This window comes from Streptomyces sp. NPDC030799, assembly GCF_055572255.1.
In genome coordinates, this window is the sequence record NZ_JBVIDS010000002.1 from 81,241 (window position 1) to 94,861 (window position 13,621).

The window sequence follows — 13,621 nt, forward strand, 5'->3', positions numbered from 1 at the left end:
CATGACGGAACGTCAAACAGCGGTGCCCGTCGCCGTCGTGGGGATGGCGGTGCTGCTGCCCGGCGCCCGCGACCTCGACGCCTACTGGCGCAACCTGCGCGACGGCGTCGACGCGATCCGTGACGTCCCCGCGGACCGCTGGGACGCCGCCCACTACCGGCCCGGGTCGGCCGCCGGGCCCGCCGTCGCCGGCCAGGTGTACTGCCGTCGCGGCGGCTTCGTGGACGGCCTGGCCCAGGTGGACGTCACCCGGTACGGCATCATGCCCGCCTCGGTGCCCGGCACCGAGCCCGACCAGCTGATCGCCCTCGACGTGGCCGCCGCCGCGCTCGCCGACGCGGGCGGCGAGCACCGGCTCCCGGACCGCGACCGGATCGGTGTGGCCCTGGGCCGCGGCGGCTACCTCACCCCGGGCCTGGCCCGCCTCGACCAGCGCGTCCGCACCGCCGCACAACTGACGCGCACCCTGGGAGAGCTGTTACCGCACCTGTCCGCCGAGCAACTCGACCGCGTCCACACGGCGTTCACCGAACGGCTCGGCCCCGACAGCCCCGAGTCCGCGATCGGACTGGTCCCGAATCTCGCCGCCTCGCGCATCGCCAACCGGCTCGACCTGCGCGGCCCCGCCTACACGGTGGACGCGGCCTGCGCCTCCTCCCTGGTAGCGGTCGACCAGGCGGTCACCGAACTCACCACCGGCCGCTGCGACCTGATGCTGGCCGGGGGAGTGCACCACTGCCACGACATCACCCTCTGGAGCGTCTTCGCCCAGTTGCGCGCCCTGTCCCCGACCCAGCGCATCCGCCCCTTCCACCGTGACGCCGACGGCATCCTCATCGGCGAGGGCACGGGCATCGTCGTACTCAAGCGGCTCGCGGACGCCGAACGCGACGGCGACCGGGTGTACGCCGTGATCCGCGGCACGGGCGTGGCCGGCGACGGCCGTACCGCGGGACTCGTCGCACCCGACCCGGGCGGGCAGGCCAGAGCCGTGCGGCAGGCCTGGCGGGCCGCCGGACTCGACCCCGCCGCACCGGACTCCGTCGGCCTCCTGGAGGCACACGGCACCGCGACCCCCGCCGGAGACGCGGCCGAACTCGCCACCCTGGCCGACGTGTTCGGTCCGGGAGCGGGATACGGCGACGACGACGCCGCGCGCCCGGTCCTCGGCTCCGTGAAGTCGATGATCGGCCACACCATGCCGGCCGCCGGGGTCGCCGGCCTGGTCAAGGCCGCCCTCGCCCTCCACCACGGCACCCTCCTGCCCACCCTGCACTGCGACATCCCCCACCCCGCGCTCGCCGCCACCCGCTTCCGCACCCTGGACCGGGCCCGCCGCTGGGACACCGCCCCACGGCAACCCGTCCGCCGAGCCGCCGTGAACGCCTTCGGCTTCGGCGGGATCAACGCCCACGTGGTGCTGGAGGAGGCCCCGGGGGGCCGCTGTGCGCCGGGGGAGGTGTGGGGTGCGGCTGCTGGGGTGGAGAGGGTGGAGGGGGTGACGGGGGTGGTGGGTGCTGGTTCTGAGCCGGCTGGAGCCGTGCCTGCGCGTTCCGTTCCGGAGGGGGGCACGTCTGCTCGTCCGGGGCGCGGGGAGGCGGCGTCGCCCGAGCTGCCCTCCGTGTCCGCTCCCGCCCGCGTCACCGAGCCCGAGCGGATCCTGCTGCTCGCCGCCGGCAGCGTGGCGGACCTCACCGTCGCCCTCGGCGCCGACGACTCGGCCGTCCTCGGCGCCGGTCTCGATCCTGCCCGGCCGCACACCGGCGCCGGCCCGGTCCGGCTGGGGATCGTGGACCCGACCGCCAAGCGGCTCGCCCTGGCCCGCCGTGCGGTCGCCAAGGGCCGCGCCTGGCAGGGCCGCAGCGATGTGTGGTTCCGGCCGGTCCCGCTGCTCGGGCGGCCCGGCGGCCGGATCGCGTTCGTCTTCCCCGGCCTGGAGGGCGACTTCGCGCCCCGCATCGACGACATCGCCGCCCACTTCGGCCTCGCCTCGCCGCCCGGCACGGACGTCAGGGTCGGTGACGTAGGACGGCATGGCTTCGGGGTCGTCGGTGTGGGGCGCCTGCTCGACCAGGCGCTGCGCCGCATGGGTGTCGTACCGGACGCGGTCGCCGGGCACAGCGTCGGCGAGTGGACGGCCATGGTGGCGGCCGGACTGTACGATCCGTCCCAAGTGGACGCCTTCATGGCCGGGTTCGACCCCGATGCGGTCACCGTCCCCGGCCTCGCCTTCGCCGCCCTCGGCACACCGGCCGCTCATGTCCGTGCCGCGCTCGCCGAGTTCCGGGCGGACTCCGGGATCGTGCTCTCCCATGACAACGCGCCACGGCAGTCCATGGTCTGCGGACCCGGCACGGCGGTCGAGGAGTTCGTGCGGACCCTGCGCGGGCAGGGGGTGATCTGTCAGGTGCTGCCCTTCCGTTCCGGCTTCCACACGCCGATGCTGGAGCCGTACCTCGGCCCCATCAAGGAGGCCGCCGACCGTTTCCGGCTGCACCCGCCGACCGTGCCGGTGTGGTCCGGGACGACCGCCGCACCCTTCCCGCCCGCGGAGCCGGCGGTACGCGAGTTGTTCGTACGGCACCTGCTGGAACCCGTCCGCTTCCGCGAGCTGACCGAGGCCCTCTACGCCGCCGGGCACCACGTCTTCGTCCAGGCAGGCCCCGGCCGGCTCACCTCCCTGATCGACGACACACTCGGCGACCGCGACCACCTGACCATCGCGGCCAACGTGCCCGAACGCAGCGGCATGCCCCAACTCCGCCGTCTGGCAACGGCATTGTGGGTGGCCGGGGCGCCCGTTTCACCGACGGTGCCACGGCGTTCGGCGACGGCGCCCGTCTCACCGACGGTGCCACCGCGTCCTGCGGAGCCGTCCGTCACGCCGGCCGTACCGCCCCGCGCCGGGGCACCTGCTCCGGCACACCGACGCCCGCCCGTCCGGCTCGCTCTCGGTGCCGCCCTGGTCTCGCTGGACGGGCCGGTACTCGACGCACTCCGCGCGGAACTACGCGCGGCACCCGTCATCGCCCACCCGGCATCTCCGGACCGCCCGGAACCAGGTCCTGCGCATCCCGCGCCCCCGCACCACCAGGGGCCGCTTGCAGCGCACCCGGCACACCCGGCGCCTCCGGACCGCCCGGGACCAACCGTCGCGGGCCTCAGGCCGCCAGACCACCCGGGGCCGTCCGGCACGCAGCTCGCGCCCTCGGACCGCCCGGCACCAGCCGTCGCGCGGCTCACACCCACAGCCCGCCCGAGACCGACCGACACACCCCCCACGCCCACCGCGCCCCCGACCTCTCCGAGCGCACCCGGCCTCGGCGAACTCGAAGGACTCGCCGCACGCTTCCCGGCCGCCGCCGAGCTGGCCGCTCTGCTGCGGGACACCGCGGACACGGCAGCCCAGCTGATCACCGCAGCCCGCCGCCGCGCCCCCGACACCGCCCCCGCCGGCCCGACCCGCGCCGCACCGACCCTGTCCGGACCCAACGGCTCCGCATCCACCCTCACCGCGCCCACCGGCTCCGCACCCTCCCTCACCCAGCTCTCCCAGCCCTCCTCCCGGCCGCCCTCCACCGCCACCGTCCATGTCTCCCCCCGCACCATGCCCCACCTCCTGGACCACTGCTTCTTCCCGCAACGTCCCGGTTGGCCGGACATCGAGGACCGCTGGCCGGTGGTCCCCGCCACCACGATCGTCCGGCACATGATGGACGCCGCAGAGACGGCGGCCCCCGGCCTGCGGGCGGTCGCCGTGCGCGAGGCCCGTTTCGACCGCTGGCTCACCGCAACCCCCGCCGTCGACATACAGGTCACCGTCACCCCGGCCTCCAGCCCCCCGAACGGCATCACCACCACCCCAGCCGTCGGCCACCCGGACAGCACCACCGTCACCCCGCCACCCAGCCATCCCCACCACGTCACCGTAACCTTCGGCCCCACCGCCCGCGCCGTCGTCGAACTCGCGCCGCAGCACCCCGCACCGCCCCCGCCCACCCCCCTCCCGGACGCCCCCGAGCGCCGTCCCGAGCACACCGCGGACCAGCTCTACCGCGACCGCTGGATGTTCCACGGCCCCGGGTTCCAGGGACTGACCGACCTCACCGGGATCGGCGAGCGGCACATTCGTGGAGTGATCACCGCGCCCGCCGCCCCCGGTGCACTGCTCGACAACGTGGGGCAGCTCCTCGGCTACTGGATCATGGCGACCGGAACCGAGCGGACCGTCGTCTTCCCCGTGCGGATGCGGCACGTGCGGTTCCACGGACCGCACCCGGAGCCAGGGACCGAGGTCGGCTGCGTGCTGCGGATCACCTCGCTCACCGACACCGTCCTGGAGGCCGACGCGGAGCTGACCGTCGGCGGCCGGGTGTGGGCGGTGATCGGCGGCTGGCAGGACCGCCGCTTCGACAACGACCCGACCACCCGCCCCGCCGAACGCTTCCCCGAGCGCCACACCCTGTCCGCGGCCATGCCCGGCGGCTGGGCGCTGGTGCACGAACGCTGGCCGGACCTCGCCTCACGCGAGCTGATCATGCGCAACTTGCTCGGCGGCGCCGAACGGACCGAGTACGCCGAACGCCCGCCGCGCGGCCGCCGGCAGTGGCTGCTCGGCCGGATCGCCGTCAAGGACGCCGTACGGCAGTGGCTCTGGCAGCAGGGCGAGGGACCTGTCTTTCCGGCCGAACTGCGGGTACACAACGACGAGTCGGGGCGTCCCTGCGTCTCCGGAGTGCACGGCCGCGCCCTGCCCCCGCTGGACGTCTCGCTCGCCCACCGCGCCGAGGCGGGCGTGGCGATCGTCCGTCCGCACACCTCGCGGCCCGGTCCGGGCATCGACATCGAAGAGGTCACCGACCGCGATCCGGCGACCCTCGTCACCGCGCTCGGCCCGGGAGAACTGCGGCTCCTGCGCGCCCTCGCGGAGGACGGCCCCGACCCGCAGGCCCTGTGGTTCACCCGGTTCTGGGCCGCCAAGGAGGCGGTCGCCAAGGCCGAGGGCGCCGGATTCGGCGGCCGGCCGCGGGACTTCGCGGTGCTGGAGACCGCACCGGACGGCAGTCGGCTGCTGGTCTCCGGGCGCCTGGAACGCGTCTACACCGTGCACTGCGCGGCGGTGGCCAATCCGCCCGCCCTGCCGGAACGCGCCTATGTGGCGGCCTGGACGACCGGTCCCGGAGCCGACGACGGACACCCCCACGAAGCAGCCGAGGAGCACCCCCGATGAACCCCACCCACCCGGTCCCCGCAGGCCCCCCTCAGCCGGCGCCGGTGCAGCCCACCGCCGACGCCGTGCTGGCCGACGTCACCGGCATGCTCCGTACCGTGCTGGCGGAGTACGGCGACGACGACGTGGTGATCGGCCTGTCCACCACCTTCAACCGTGACCTGGAACTGGAGAGCATCGACCTGGTCACCCTGGCCGGCCTGCTGGAGGAGCGGTACGGACAGCGGGTCAACCTCGCCGAGTTCCTGGCCGGCATGGAGTTCGACGAGATCATCGAGCTGACCGTCGGCCGGCTCGTGGAGTACGTGGTGTGGAGCCTGAAGGCCACGCACCCCGAGACCACACAGGCGGGCTGAGACATGGCGATGGTCGACGCCCGCGGCATCCGGCTGCACGTCCAGCGCATGGCCCCGGCCGGCGACAGCACCCGGCACGGCACGGTCGTCCTGGTGCACGGCCTGCTCACCGACAGCCTGGCCAGCTACTACTTCACCGTCGCGCCCGCGTTCGCCGCCGCCGGACTCGACGTCGTCATGTACGACCTGCGCGGGCACGGCCGCAGCGAGCGCCCGCAGCAGGGCTACACCCTCGACCACAACATCGACGACCTGGAGGCTCTCCTCGACCGGCTGGCCGTCACCGGGCCCGTCCATCTCGTCGGCAACTCCTACGGCGGCACCATCGCCTTCGGCTTCGCCGCCCGGCACCCCGGGCGTGCGGCCAGCCTGACGCTGATCGAGTCCGAGCCCGCTACCACCGCGTGGGCGGTGAAACTCGGCCGCATCCTCGACCGGGTCATGACCCAACTCGCGCACAACGAGCCCGACGCGATCGCCTGGATCACCGCGCACCGAGGCCACAACACGGCCCGGCTGGCCAAGGGTGCGGCCCGGCTCGCCCGCGAGACCACCCTCGGCCGGGACATCCCGGCCAGCCGCGTGCTGACCGAGGACGCCATCAGAGCCGTACGCTGCCCGGTCCTCGGCGTGTACGGCGGTGAGTCGGACCTCGCCGGGCTGGTGCCGCTGAAGCAGGCGCTGCTGCCGGACTACCGTGCGGTCGTGCTGCCCGGTTACGAGCACTCCGTGCTGGTGGAGGCGCCCGCGGCCGTCGGCGGACACATCCTGGAGCTGATCCGTGCCGGGGCGGGTGTCCGATGAGCGCGTTCCTCTTCGTCGTGCCGCCGCTGACCGGGCACGTCAACCCGGCCGTCGGCGTGGCCGACCGGCTCGCCGGGTGCGGGCACCGGGTGGCCTGGGTGTGCCCCGACCCGGCGCTGGTGCGGCGGCTCGCGGGCCCGGACGCCGAGGTGTTCGGGTGCGCGGGCCCGGTGCCGGGCGCCGAAGGAGTCGTACGACCTGCGGACCTCAGGGGCGCGGAGGCGCTGAAGTTCCTGTGGGAGGGGTACCTGCTGCCGCTCGCCGACGCCATGGCGCCCGGTGTCCGCGCCGCGGCCGAGGCGTTCCGCCCGGACGTGGTCGTGGCCGACCAGCAGGCCTTCGCCGGCGCTCTGGTGGCCGAACGCCTGCGGCTGCCGTGGGCCACCTCGGCCACCACCTCGGCCGAGTTCTCCGGCGCCTACGACGGCCTGCCGAAGGTCGCCGAGTGGCTGCGCCACCGCCTCACCGAGCTGCGCTCCCGCATCGGCGATCCGTCCGGCACCGCCGATCCACGGTCCTCGCCGCACCTCCTGCTGATCTTCAGCACCCCCGAACTGATCGGACCCCAGGCACCGTTGGCGCCGCACATCCACTACGTCGGCCCCTCGCTCACCGGCCGACCGGCCGGCCCCGGCTTCCCCTGGGAGCGACTGGACCACGGCCGGGCGAAGGTCCTGGTGACCCTGGGCACGGCGAACGCCGACGCGGGCGACCGGTTCCTCGCCGAGTGCCTCACCGCCCTGCGGGAACGCGCCGACCGCGTACAGGCGGTGATCGCCGATCCGGGCGGCGCCCTCGCCGTACCGCCCGACGACAAGGACGTCCTGGCGCTGCCGTCCGTGCCGCAACTCGCCGTGCTGGCAAGGATGGACGCCGTCGTCTGCCACGCCGGGCACAACACCGTGTGCGAGGCGCTGTGGCACGGCGTCCCGCTCCTCGTCGCACCCATCCGCGACGATCAGCCCGTGGTGGCCGGACAGGTCGTGGACGCGGGCGCCGGCGTCCGCCTCCGCTTCGGCCGGGTACGCGCGGACCGGCTGGGCGTCGCTCTCGACACCGTCCTCACCGACCCCGCCCACCGGGCCGCCGCCGCCCGGATCCGCACCGCGTTCCGCGCGGCGGGCGGCGCCCGGGCCGCGGCGGTCCACCTCGAACGACTGGCACCGGAGGCCCGATGAGCGACAACGACGGCAAGGCATCCCGAATCGCCGCCCTGCGCCCCGCCTACCAGAGGGACCTGGCCGCAGGAACCGGCCGTTTCTTCGCACCCCGGCGCGACACCTGCCCCTGGTGCGGCTCGGACCGGCTCGCCGCCCGTCTCCACACCAGCGACCTGCTCCAGCACAAGCCCGGCCGTTTCACCCTCGACCGCTGCGCCGACTGCGGCCACACCTTCCAGAATCCCCCACTGACCGAAGCAGGCCTTGAGTTCTACTACCGCGACTTCTACGACGGCCTCGGTGAACAGCGGATGAGCGGCACCTTCGGCGGCCGTACGGCCATGTACCGGGGCCGCGCCGAGGCGCTGCTGCCGCACGATCCCGCCCCGAAGACTTGGCTGGACGTCGGCACCGGACACGGCCACTTCTGCGGCACCGCCCGCACCGTCCTGCCCGGCACCTCCTTCGACGGGCTCGACTTCACCGACGGCGTCGAACTCGCCGCCCGCGAAGGCCGCGTGGACCACGCCTACCGCGGCGCCTTCCCCGCCCTCGCCCCCGAACTCACCGCCCGCTACGACGTGGTGAGCATGTTCCACTACCTGGAGCACAGCACCGATCCGGACCGCGAACTCCGCGCCGCCCACCAGGCCGTACGCCCCGGCGGCCACCTCCTCATCGAGGTGCCGGACCCGCAGAGCCGGTACGCCCGGCTGCTCGGCCGCTGGTGGCTGCCCTGGCTGCAGCCGCAGCACCTGCACTTCATGCCCGTCGCGGGCCTGCGGCGACGGCTGACCGAGCTGGGCTTCACGGTGGTCGCCGAGCAGCACGCCGAAGCGCACGACCCGGTCGACCTGCTCGCCGCCGTCTGGCTGGCCCTCGACCACACCGCTCCGCGCGAGGACGCCCCCTGGCTGCCCGAGCCGCCCGGCGCCCTGCGCCGCGCCGCGCGCACCACCCTCCTCCTCGCGGGGGTGCCCGCGCTCATCACCGCGACACTCCTCGACCGATTCGCGCTGCGACCGCTGTCCCACCGCCTCGGCCTGTCCAACGCCTACCGCCTGGTGGCCCGCCGTGAGTGACCGGCGCTCAGAGCACCTTCGCGCGGATCAGCGCCGACAGTGTCAGAGTGCCCGGCAGCAGCGGCACCCAGTCGGACAGCACCCGGTAGCCGATGACCGTCGCGGTGGCCGGCGCCGGTGCGGAGCCGAAGGCGATCAGCGTCCACACCAGCGCGGCGTCGACCGCGAGCCCGCCCGGCGCCGGAACCGCCCCGACGGCCGTGCCCGCCGCGAGGTAGGCGAGCAGCACGTGCCCCCAGGACAGCCCCAGTCCGAGCGCGGCACCGGCACAGGCGAGGGTGGTCCCCTGCACCAGCGGCATCGCGACCGCCCCGCCCCACAGCGCGACCACCCGGGACGGCCGGGTGTGCACCTCACGCGCATCGGCCAGGGCGGAGTGCAGCAGCCCCGACACCGGCCGCCGGAGCGGCCGTACGACCGTCAGCAGCACCCCGGCCACCGCGACGGCCCCGCCCGCGACGGCGGCGACCGGAACCAGCAGCCGCCCGTCCGGTACCAGCTCCCCGAGGCGCCGCCAGGCCGGTGACGCCGCAAGGAACACCAGCAGCACCACCGTCTTCGCACTGGACTTGGCCAGCGAGTACAGCCCGATCGACGCGGTGGCCCGGGCGGCCGGCACCCCGCGGCCCCGCAGGAAGCGCAGAGTGACGGCATGGGCGCCGAGCCCGCCCGGCAGCACATGGTTGGCGGCACCGGCGGCGAACTGCGACGCGAGCAGCAGACCCGGCGGCAGCCGGTCGGGCAGGGCGCCCTGCCGCACGCATGCGGCCGCCACGCAGTTCAGGCAGGTGAATCCGGCACCGGCCAGCAGCCACCAGGGGTCGGCCCCGAGGAGCCGCCGGACGCCCTCATGCATCACCGGCCGGTTGGCGAGGGCCCAGCCGGCGGCCAGCAGCAGGGGAGCCACGCACAGGGCCAGCCGGAAGTGCCGGGTGGCCATGAGGGACGGGGGCCGGGCGGTGGCCTGCGGAGCGGTGTCCGGCGGATCACCGGACCCGGCGGACGCAGGCGCCGCCGCCCGGGAGCACGCCGGAGAGGAGGGCGAGGGGGACTCGGACACTGAGGACACGGGGACGTCGTCCTTCCGCAGCGGGCCCCGCGGCGGGGACCTGGGGGAGGCGGGCCGGGCGAAAACCGCGGGGAGCCTTCCCCTCTCGTGTGACACCGGGATGTCCGAAAACCGAAGGAGTGGGGGCGGGAGGGTGCCGCCGGGTAGTGCGCGCAAGCCGCCGTTCGCCGCCGACCAGGTAGCCTTCCCTTGGGACGCCCTTTACATGCGGCGCCCCGCAGGACAAGGACGGCGACAGGGGAGGAACCGGCGGTGCACGTCCAGGAATGGCTCGACACGGTGCCCGCGGCCGCCGTCTATGCCGTGGTGGCCCTGGTGATCGGTCTGGAGAGCCTGGGCATCCCGCTGCCGGGCGAGATCGTGCTGGTCTCCGCGGCACTCATGTCCTCCCAGCACTCCGGCATCAACCCGGTCGTCCTCGGCGCCTGCGCGACCGCCGGCGCCGTGATCGGCGACTCCATCGGCTACGCGATCGGCCGCAAGGGCGGTCGCCCGCTGCTCGCCTGGCTCGGCGGGAAGTTCCCGAGGCACTTCAGCGAGGGCCATGTGGCCACCGCCGAGCGGTCCTTCGAGAAGTGGGGCATGTGGGCCGTCTTCTTCGGCCGCTTCATCGCCCTCCTGCGCATCTTCGCGGGCCCGCTCGCGGGCGTCCTCCACATGCCGTACTGGAAGTTCCTGATCGCCAACGTCCTCGGCGGCATCTGCTGGGCGGGCGGCACCACGGCCGTCATCTACTACGTGGGCGTCGTCGCCGAGGACTGGCTGAAGAAGTTCTCCTACCTGGGCCTGGTGGCGGCCCTGCTCGTCGGCCTGGCCTCCGTGCTGATCATCAAGCGCAAGGCGAAGAAGGCTCAGCCGGCGGAACGGGACGCGGAACCCGTCAACGCCGGGGACTGAAGTCCGCCAAGGAACGCGGGGCAACTGCGCGACGAGCCGCACTCAACCGGCCCTCGCCGGACGGCCTAGCGATGCACATCCTTGTGCGCCCCGGCCAACTCCGCATACATCGTGCCGTTGAGGGTGACCCCCTGCCGCTCCTCCTCACTCAACGGCCGCCTGACCTTCGCCGGCACCCCAGCCACCAGCGACCCCGCCGGCACCACCATCCCCTGCGGCACCAGAGCCTGAGCCGCGACCAGCGACCCCGCCCCGATCACGGCTCCGTTCAGCACGGTCGCCCCCATCCCGATGAGGCAGTCGTCCTCGACCGTCGCCCCGTGCACCACCGCGTTGTGCCCGATGGACACCCGCTCGCCCACACGCACGGGAAACCCGGGGTCCGCATGCAACGTGACGTTGTCCTGCACGTTCGCCTGCGCCCCCACGGTGATCTTCTCGACATCCCCGCGTACCACCGCGCCGTACCAGACACTGGCCCCCGCGTGCAGGGTGACATCGCCGATGACGGAAGCCGTAGGCGCCACGAACGCCTCCGGATCGATCTGCGGCTCCTTGCCCCCGATACCCACGATCAGCGCCCGCTGCGTCATCACCGTCTCCTCGTGTGCGAAAGTACCCCGCACGGTACGACACGGCATGGGGCAAAGATCACAGCAGCCCGCCCTCTCGCCGGAGACAACCGGTGAGTAACGTGACCCCGTGCCGAAGCGCAAGAACACGTTCTCATCCTGGCGACGCCACGCAGCGCAACGCGTGGTGCACGCGGCCTGGGCCTGGGCGCAGCGCACGGGCGCCGTCACCGCCGACCGCCCCGGCCGCCTGCGTTTCGGCTCGATCGGCGAAGCCACCCGGCTCGCCTTCCCGCTCGGCACCGTCTTCGGCGAACCCTGGATCCACCTCGGCTCCCATTGCATCATCGCCGAGCAGGTCACGCTGACCGCGGGCCTGATGCCCGATCTGGATCTCGGCCCGGACCCGATCCTGCGCATCGGCGACGGGGTGGTCCTCGGCCGCGGCAGCCATGTCATCGCGGACACGACGGTCACCATCGGCAGCGACTGCTACTTCGGCCCGTACGTCTACGTGACCTCCACCAACCACTCCTACGACGACCCGCAGCAGCCCATCGGCAGGCAGTGGCCGCGCATGGAGCCCGTGGAGATCGGCCCCGGCTGCTGGATCGGTACCGGTGCGGTGATCCTGCCGGGCGCGCGGATCGGCCGGAACGTGGTCGTCGCGGCCGGTGCCGTGGTCCGCGGCACGGTGCCCGACCACGCCGTGGTCGCCGGGGCACCGGCCCGGGTCGTCCGGCGCTGGACACCCGAGCAGGGCTGGCAGCCGCCGCTCAGGACCCCGGCGCCGGTGCCGATCCCGGAAGGGATGACACCGGAGCAGTTGCGCGCGCTGGCGGAACTGGACGAGGACGGTGTGGCCCGGCTCGCGGAACTGGAGACCGAGGGCTGACTCAGCCGGTCGCCAGCAGCAGCGTGCCGAGCAGCGCCAGCCCCGCGCCGGCTGCCTGGATCGCGCGCAGCCGCTCGCTGAGGAAACCGCGCGCCGCCAGCGCGGTCACCACCGGATACAGCGAGGCAAGGACGGCCGCCACGGTGACCGGGCCGTGCTGGGCCGCGATCGCGTAGGTGCCGTTGGCGGCCACATCGGCGAGCCCGACGAAGGCCAGCGCGGGCAGCGACGCCCAGGGGAAGCCGTCCTCCGGCACCGCCCGGCCGTCCCGCCGGACGGAGACGGCGAGCGCGGCCCCGCCGACCGCGACGTTGGTCAGGCGCTGGACGAACAGGGCGAGGAACAGCCCGGTGACGGTGGTCGAGGCTTCCGTGATCAGCGCGAACACCGTGCCGAAGCCCAGGGCCGCGACCAGCGTGAGCAGGATCGTCCGGCGCTGTACGGGCGCGCCGCGCAGCTGCGGCCCGCCCGCGAGGACGACACCGGTGACAGCGACCGCGATGCCGGCGACCTGGAGCAGCCCGGGCCGCTCGCCGAGCACGAGGCCCACGCCGACCGGCACGGCCACACTCAGCGTCGCGAGCGGCGAGACGACCCCCATGGGGCCGAGCGCGAGCGCTTTGTAGAAGGAGAGCAGCGCCACCGGTCCCACCAGTCCCGCCGCGACGGCGAACCACAGGCGGGGCCCGGCCTCGCTCCACCCACCGGTCGCCACGACGATCGCGCCCAGCACCGTCGCGGCGATGGCCTGTGAGACGACCACGACCGTCAGCGCGGGCGTCCGCCGGGTCAGCAGTCCACCGCCGAAATCGGCCAGCCCCCACAGGAGGCTGGTGGTCAGGGCGAAGAATGCTGTCACGGCCGGCCTCGCAGTACAGTTCGGTGAACGATCAGGTGCACCACACGGTAGTTCAGCCAAGTGAACTCTGTCATCCCATATATTGAACCCCGAGCGATGGAACGTGATGTGTCGGACCTCGACCTGCTGACCCAGTCCCTGGCGCGCAACGTCAAGCGCTGGCGTACCGAGCGGGGCTTCACCCTGGAGGCGCTCGCCGCCCGCGCGGGGGTCAGCCGCGGCATGCTGATCCAGATCGAGCAGGCCCGGACGAACCCCAGCATCGGCACCGTCGTCAAGATCGGCGACGCGCTCGGCATCAGCATCACCACCCTGCTCGACTACGAGCAGGGCCCCACCGTCCGCATCGTCCCCGCCGAGCAGGCCGTACGGCTGTGGCACACCGACGCCGGCAGCTACAACCGCCTCCTCGCGGGCACGGAGGCGCCCGGACCCCTGGAGATGTGGGACTGGCGCCTGATGCCCGGCGAGCAGAGCCCCTCCGAGCCGCACCCGGCGGGCACGGTGGAGCTCGTCCACGTCACCGAGGGCGAACTGACCCTCACCGTGGACGGCGTCAAGCACCTCGTGCCGACCGGAGCGAGCGCCACGTTCGAGGCGAGCACCTCGCACACGTACGGCAACGAGGGTGACGTCCCGATGCGGATGGTGATGGCCGTCTCGGTGCCGCCCGTGCGCTGAACCGCACCGCAGCGGG

The 13,621-nt window shown here is 73.9% G+C and carries 11 protein-coding genes; 8 read left to right on the top strand and 3 right to left on the bottom strand.

What is annotated here, in order from left to right:
* Position 1: 1 nt before the first annotated feature.
* Genes ACZ41I_RS04245 through ACZ41I_RS04265 form a run of 5 tightly spaced genes read left to right on the top strand, consistent with a single transcriptional unit; the run spans position 2 to position 8,632 of the window.
* A complete protein-coding gene (locus tag ACZ41I_RS04245) occupies positions 2-5,230 on the top strand; it encodes a type I polyketide synthase (protein WP_468513114.1) in 5,229 nt (1,742 codons plus the stop codon).
* Positions 5,227-5,586 carry an acyl carrier protein gene (locus tag ACZ41I_RS04250; RefSeq protein WP_468513115.1) on the top strand — a complete coding sequence of 120 codons (360 nt, stop codon included), beginning with the start codon at positions 5,227-5,229 and terminating at the stop codon, positions 5,584-5,586. Before ACZ41I_RS04245 ends, ACZ41I_RS04250 begins: the two co-directional genes overlap by 4 nt.
* A gap of 3 nt (positions 5,587-5,589) precedes the next feature.
* Positions 5,590-6,390: an alpha/beta fold hydrolase gene (locus ACZ41I_RS04255; protein ID WP_468513116.1), complete on the top strand. Its 801-nt coding sequence runs from the start codon at positions 5,590-5,592 to the stop codon at positions 6,388-6,390.
* Positions 6,387-7,568, top strand: coding sequence for a glycosyltransferase (locus tag ACZ41I_RS04260; protein ID WP_468513117.1), 1,182 nt, complete (start codon positions 6,387-6,389; stop codon positions 7,566-7,568). Before ACZ41I_RS04255 ends, ACZ41I_RS04260 begins: the two co-directional genes overlap by 4 nt.
* Entirely contained in the window at positions 7,565-8,632 is a 1,068-nt protein-coding gene (locus ACZ41I_RS04265) for a class I SAM-dependent methyltransferase (RefSeq protein ID WP_468513118.1), read from the top strand. Before ACZ41I_RS04260 ends, ACZ41I_RS04265 begins: the two co-directional genes overlap by 4 nt.
* Positions 8,633-8,639: 7 nt before the next feature.
* On the opposite strand, the gene ACZ41I_RS04270 is transcribed toward ACZ41I_RS04265, so the two are convergent.
* Positions 8,640-9,701: a YbhN family protein gene (locus ACZ41I_RS04270; protein WP_399763327.1), complete on the bottom strand. Its 1,062-nt coding sequence runs from the start codon at positions 9,699-9,701 to the stop codon at positions 8,640-8,642.
* Between the two features lie 252 nt (positions 9,702-9,953).
* Between ACZ41I_RS04270 and ACZ41I_RS04275 the strand changes: the two genes are divergently transcribed.
* Positions 9,954-10,598 carry a DedA family protein gene (locus ACZ41I_RS04275; protein ID WP_468513119.1) on the top strand — a complete coding sequence of 215 codons (645 nt, stop codon included), beginning with the start codon at positions 9,954-9,956 and terminating at the stop codon, positions 10,596-10,598.
* Between the two features lie 65 nt (positions 10,599-10,663).
* On the opposite strand, the gene ACZ41I_RS04280 is transcribed toward ACZ41I_RS04275, so the two are convergent.
* Positions 10,664-11,191, bottom strand: a complete 528-nt coding sequence (locus ACZ41I_RS04280) for a gamma carbonic anhydrase family protein (protein ID WP_363218736.1) — start codon at positions 11,189-11,191, stop codon at positions 10,664-10,666.
* Positions 11,192-11,300: 109 nt separating this feature from the next.
* Here ACZ41I_RS04280 and ACZ41I_RS04285 point away from each other — a divergent pair, with 109 nt between their 5' ends.
* A complete protein-coding gene (locus tag ACZ41I_RS04285) occupies positions 11,301-12,065 on the top strand; it encodes an acyltransferase (protein WP_363218735.1) in 765 nt (254 codons plus the stop codon).
* Position 12,066: 1 nt separating this feature from the next.
* Here the strand turns inward: ACZ41I_RS04285 and ACZ41I_RS04290 are convergent, their stop codons facing one another.
* Complete coding sequence (locus ACZ41I_RS04290) at positions 12,067-12,924, bottom strand: EamA family transporter (protein ID WP_399763316.1); 858 nt, start codon at positions 12,922-12,924, stop codon at positions 12,067-12,069.
* Between the two features lie 108 nt (positions 12,925-13,032).
* On the opposite strand from ACZ41I_RS04290, the gene ACZ41I_RS04295 reads away from it, so the two are divergent.
* The gene (locus ACZ41I_RS04295) at positions 13,033-13,605 is read left to right on the top strand and encodes a helix-turn-helix domain-containing protein (protein WP_363218745.1); all 573 of its coding nucleotides are present in this window, start codon (positions 13,033-13,035) and stop codon (positions 13,603-13,605) included.
* Positions 13,606-13,621 lie beyond the last annotated feature (16 nt).

Coding starts and splice junctions, on each gene's coding strand:
- ACZ41I_RS04245 (WP_468513114.1), top strand. CDS start 2: ATGACGGAACGTCAAACAGCGGTGCCCGTCGCCGTCGTGGGGATGGCG.
- ACZ41I_RS04250 (WP_468513115.1), top strand. CDS start 5,227: ATGAACCCCACCCACCCGGTCCCCGCAGGCCCCCCTCAGCCGGCGCCG.
- ACZ41I_RS04255 (WP_468513116.1), top strand. CDS start 5,590: ATGGCGATGGTCGACGCCCGCGGCATCCGGCTGCACGTCCAGCGCATG.
- ACZ41I_RS04280 (WP_363218736.1), bottom strand. CDS start 11,191: ATGACGCAGCGGGCGCTGATCGTGGGTATCGGGGGCAAGGAGCCGCAG.
- ACZ41I_RS04260 (WP_468513117.1), top strand. CDS start 6,387: ATGAGCGCGTTCCTCTTCGTCGTGCCGCCGCTGACCGGGCACGTCAAC.
- ACZ41I_RS04265 (WP_468513118.1), top strand. CDS start 7,565: ATGAGCGACAACGACGGCAAGGCATCCCGAATCGCCGCCCTGCGCCCC.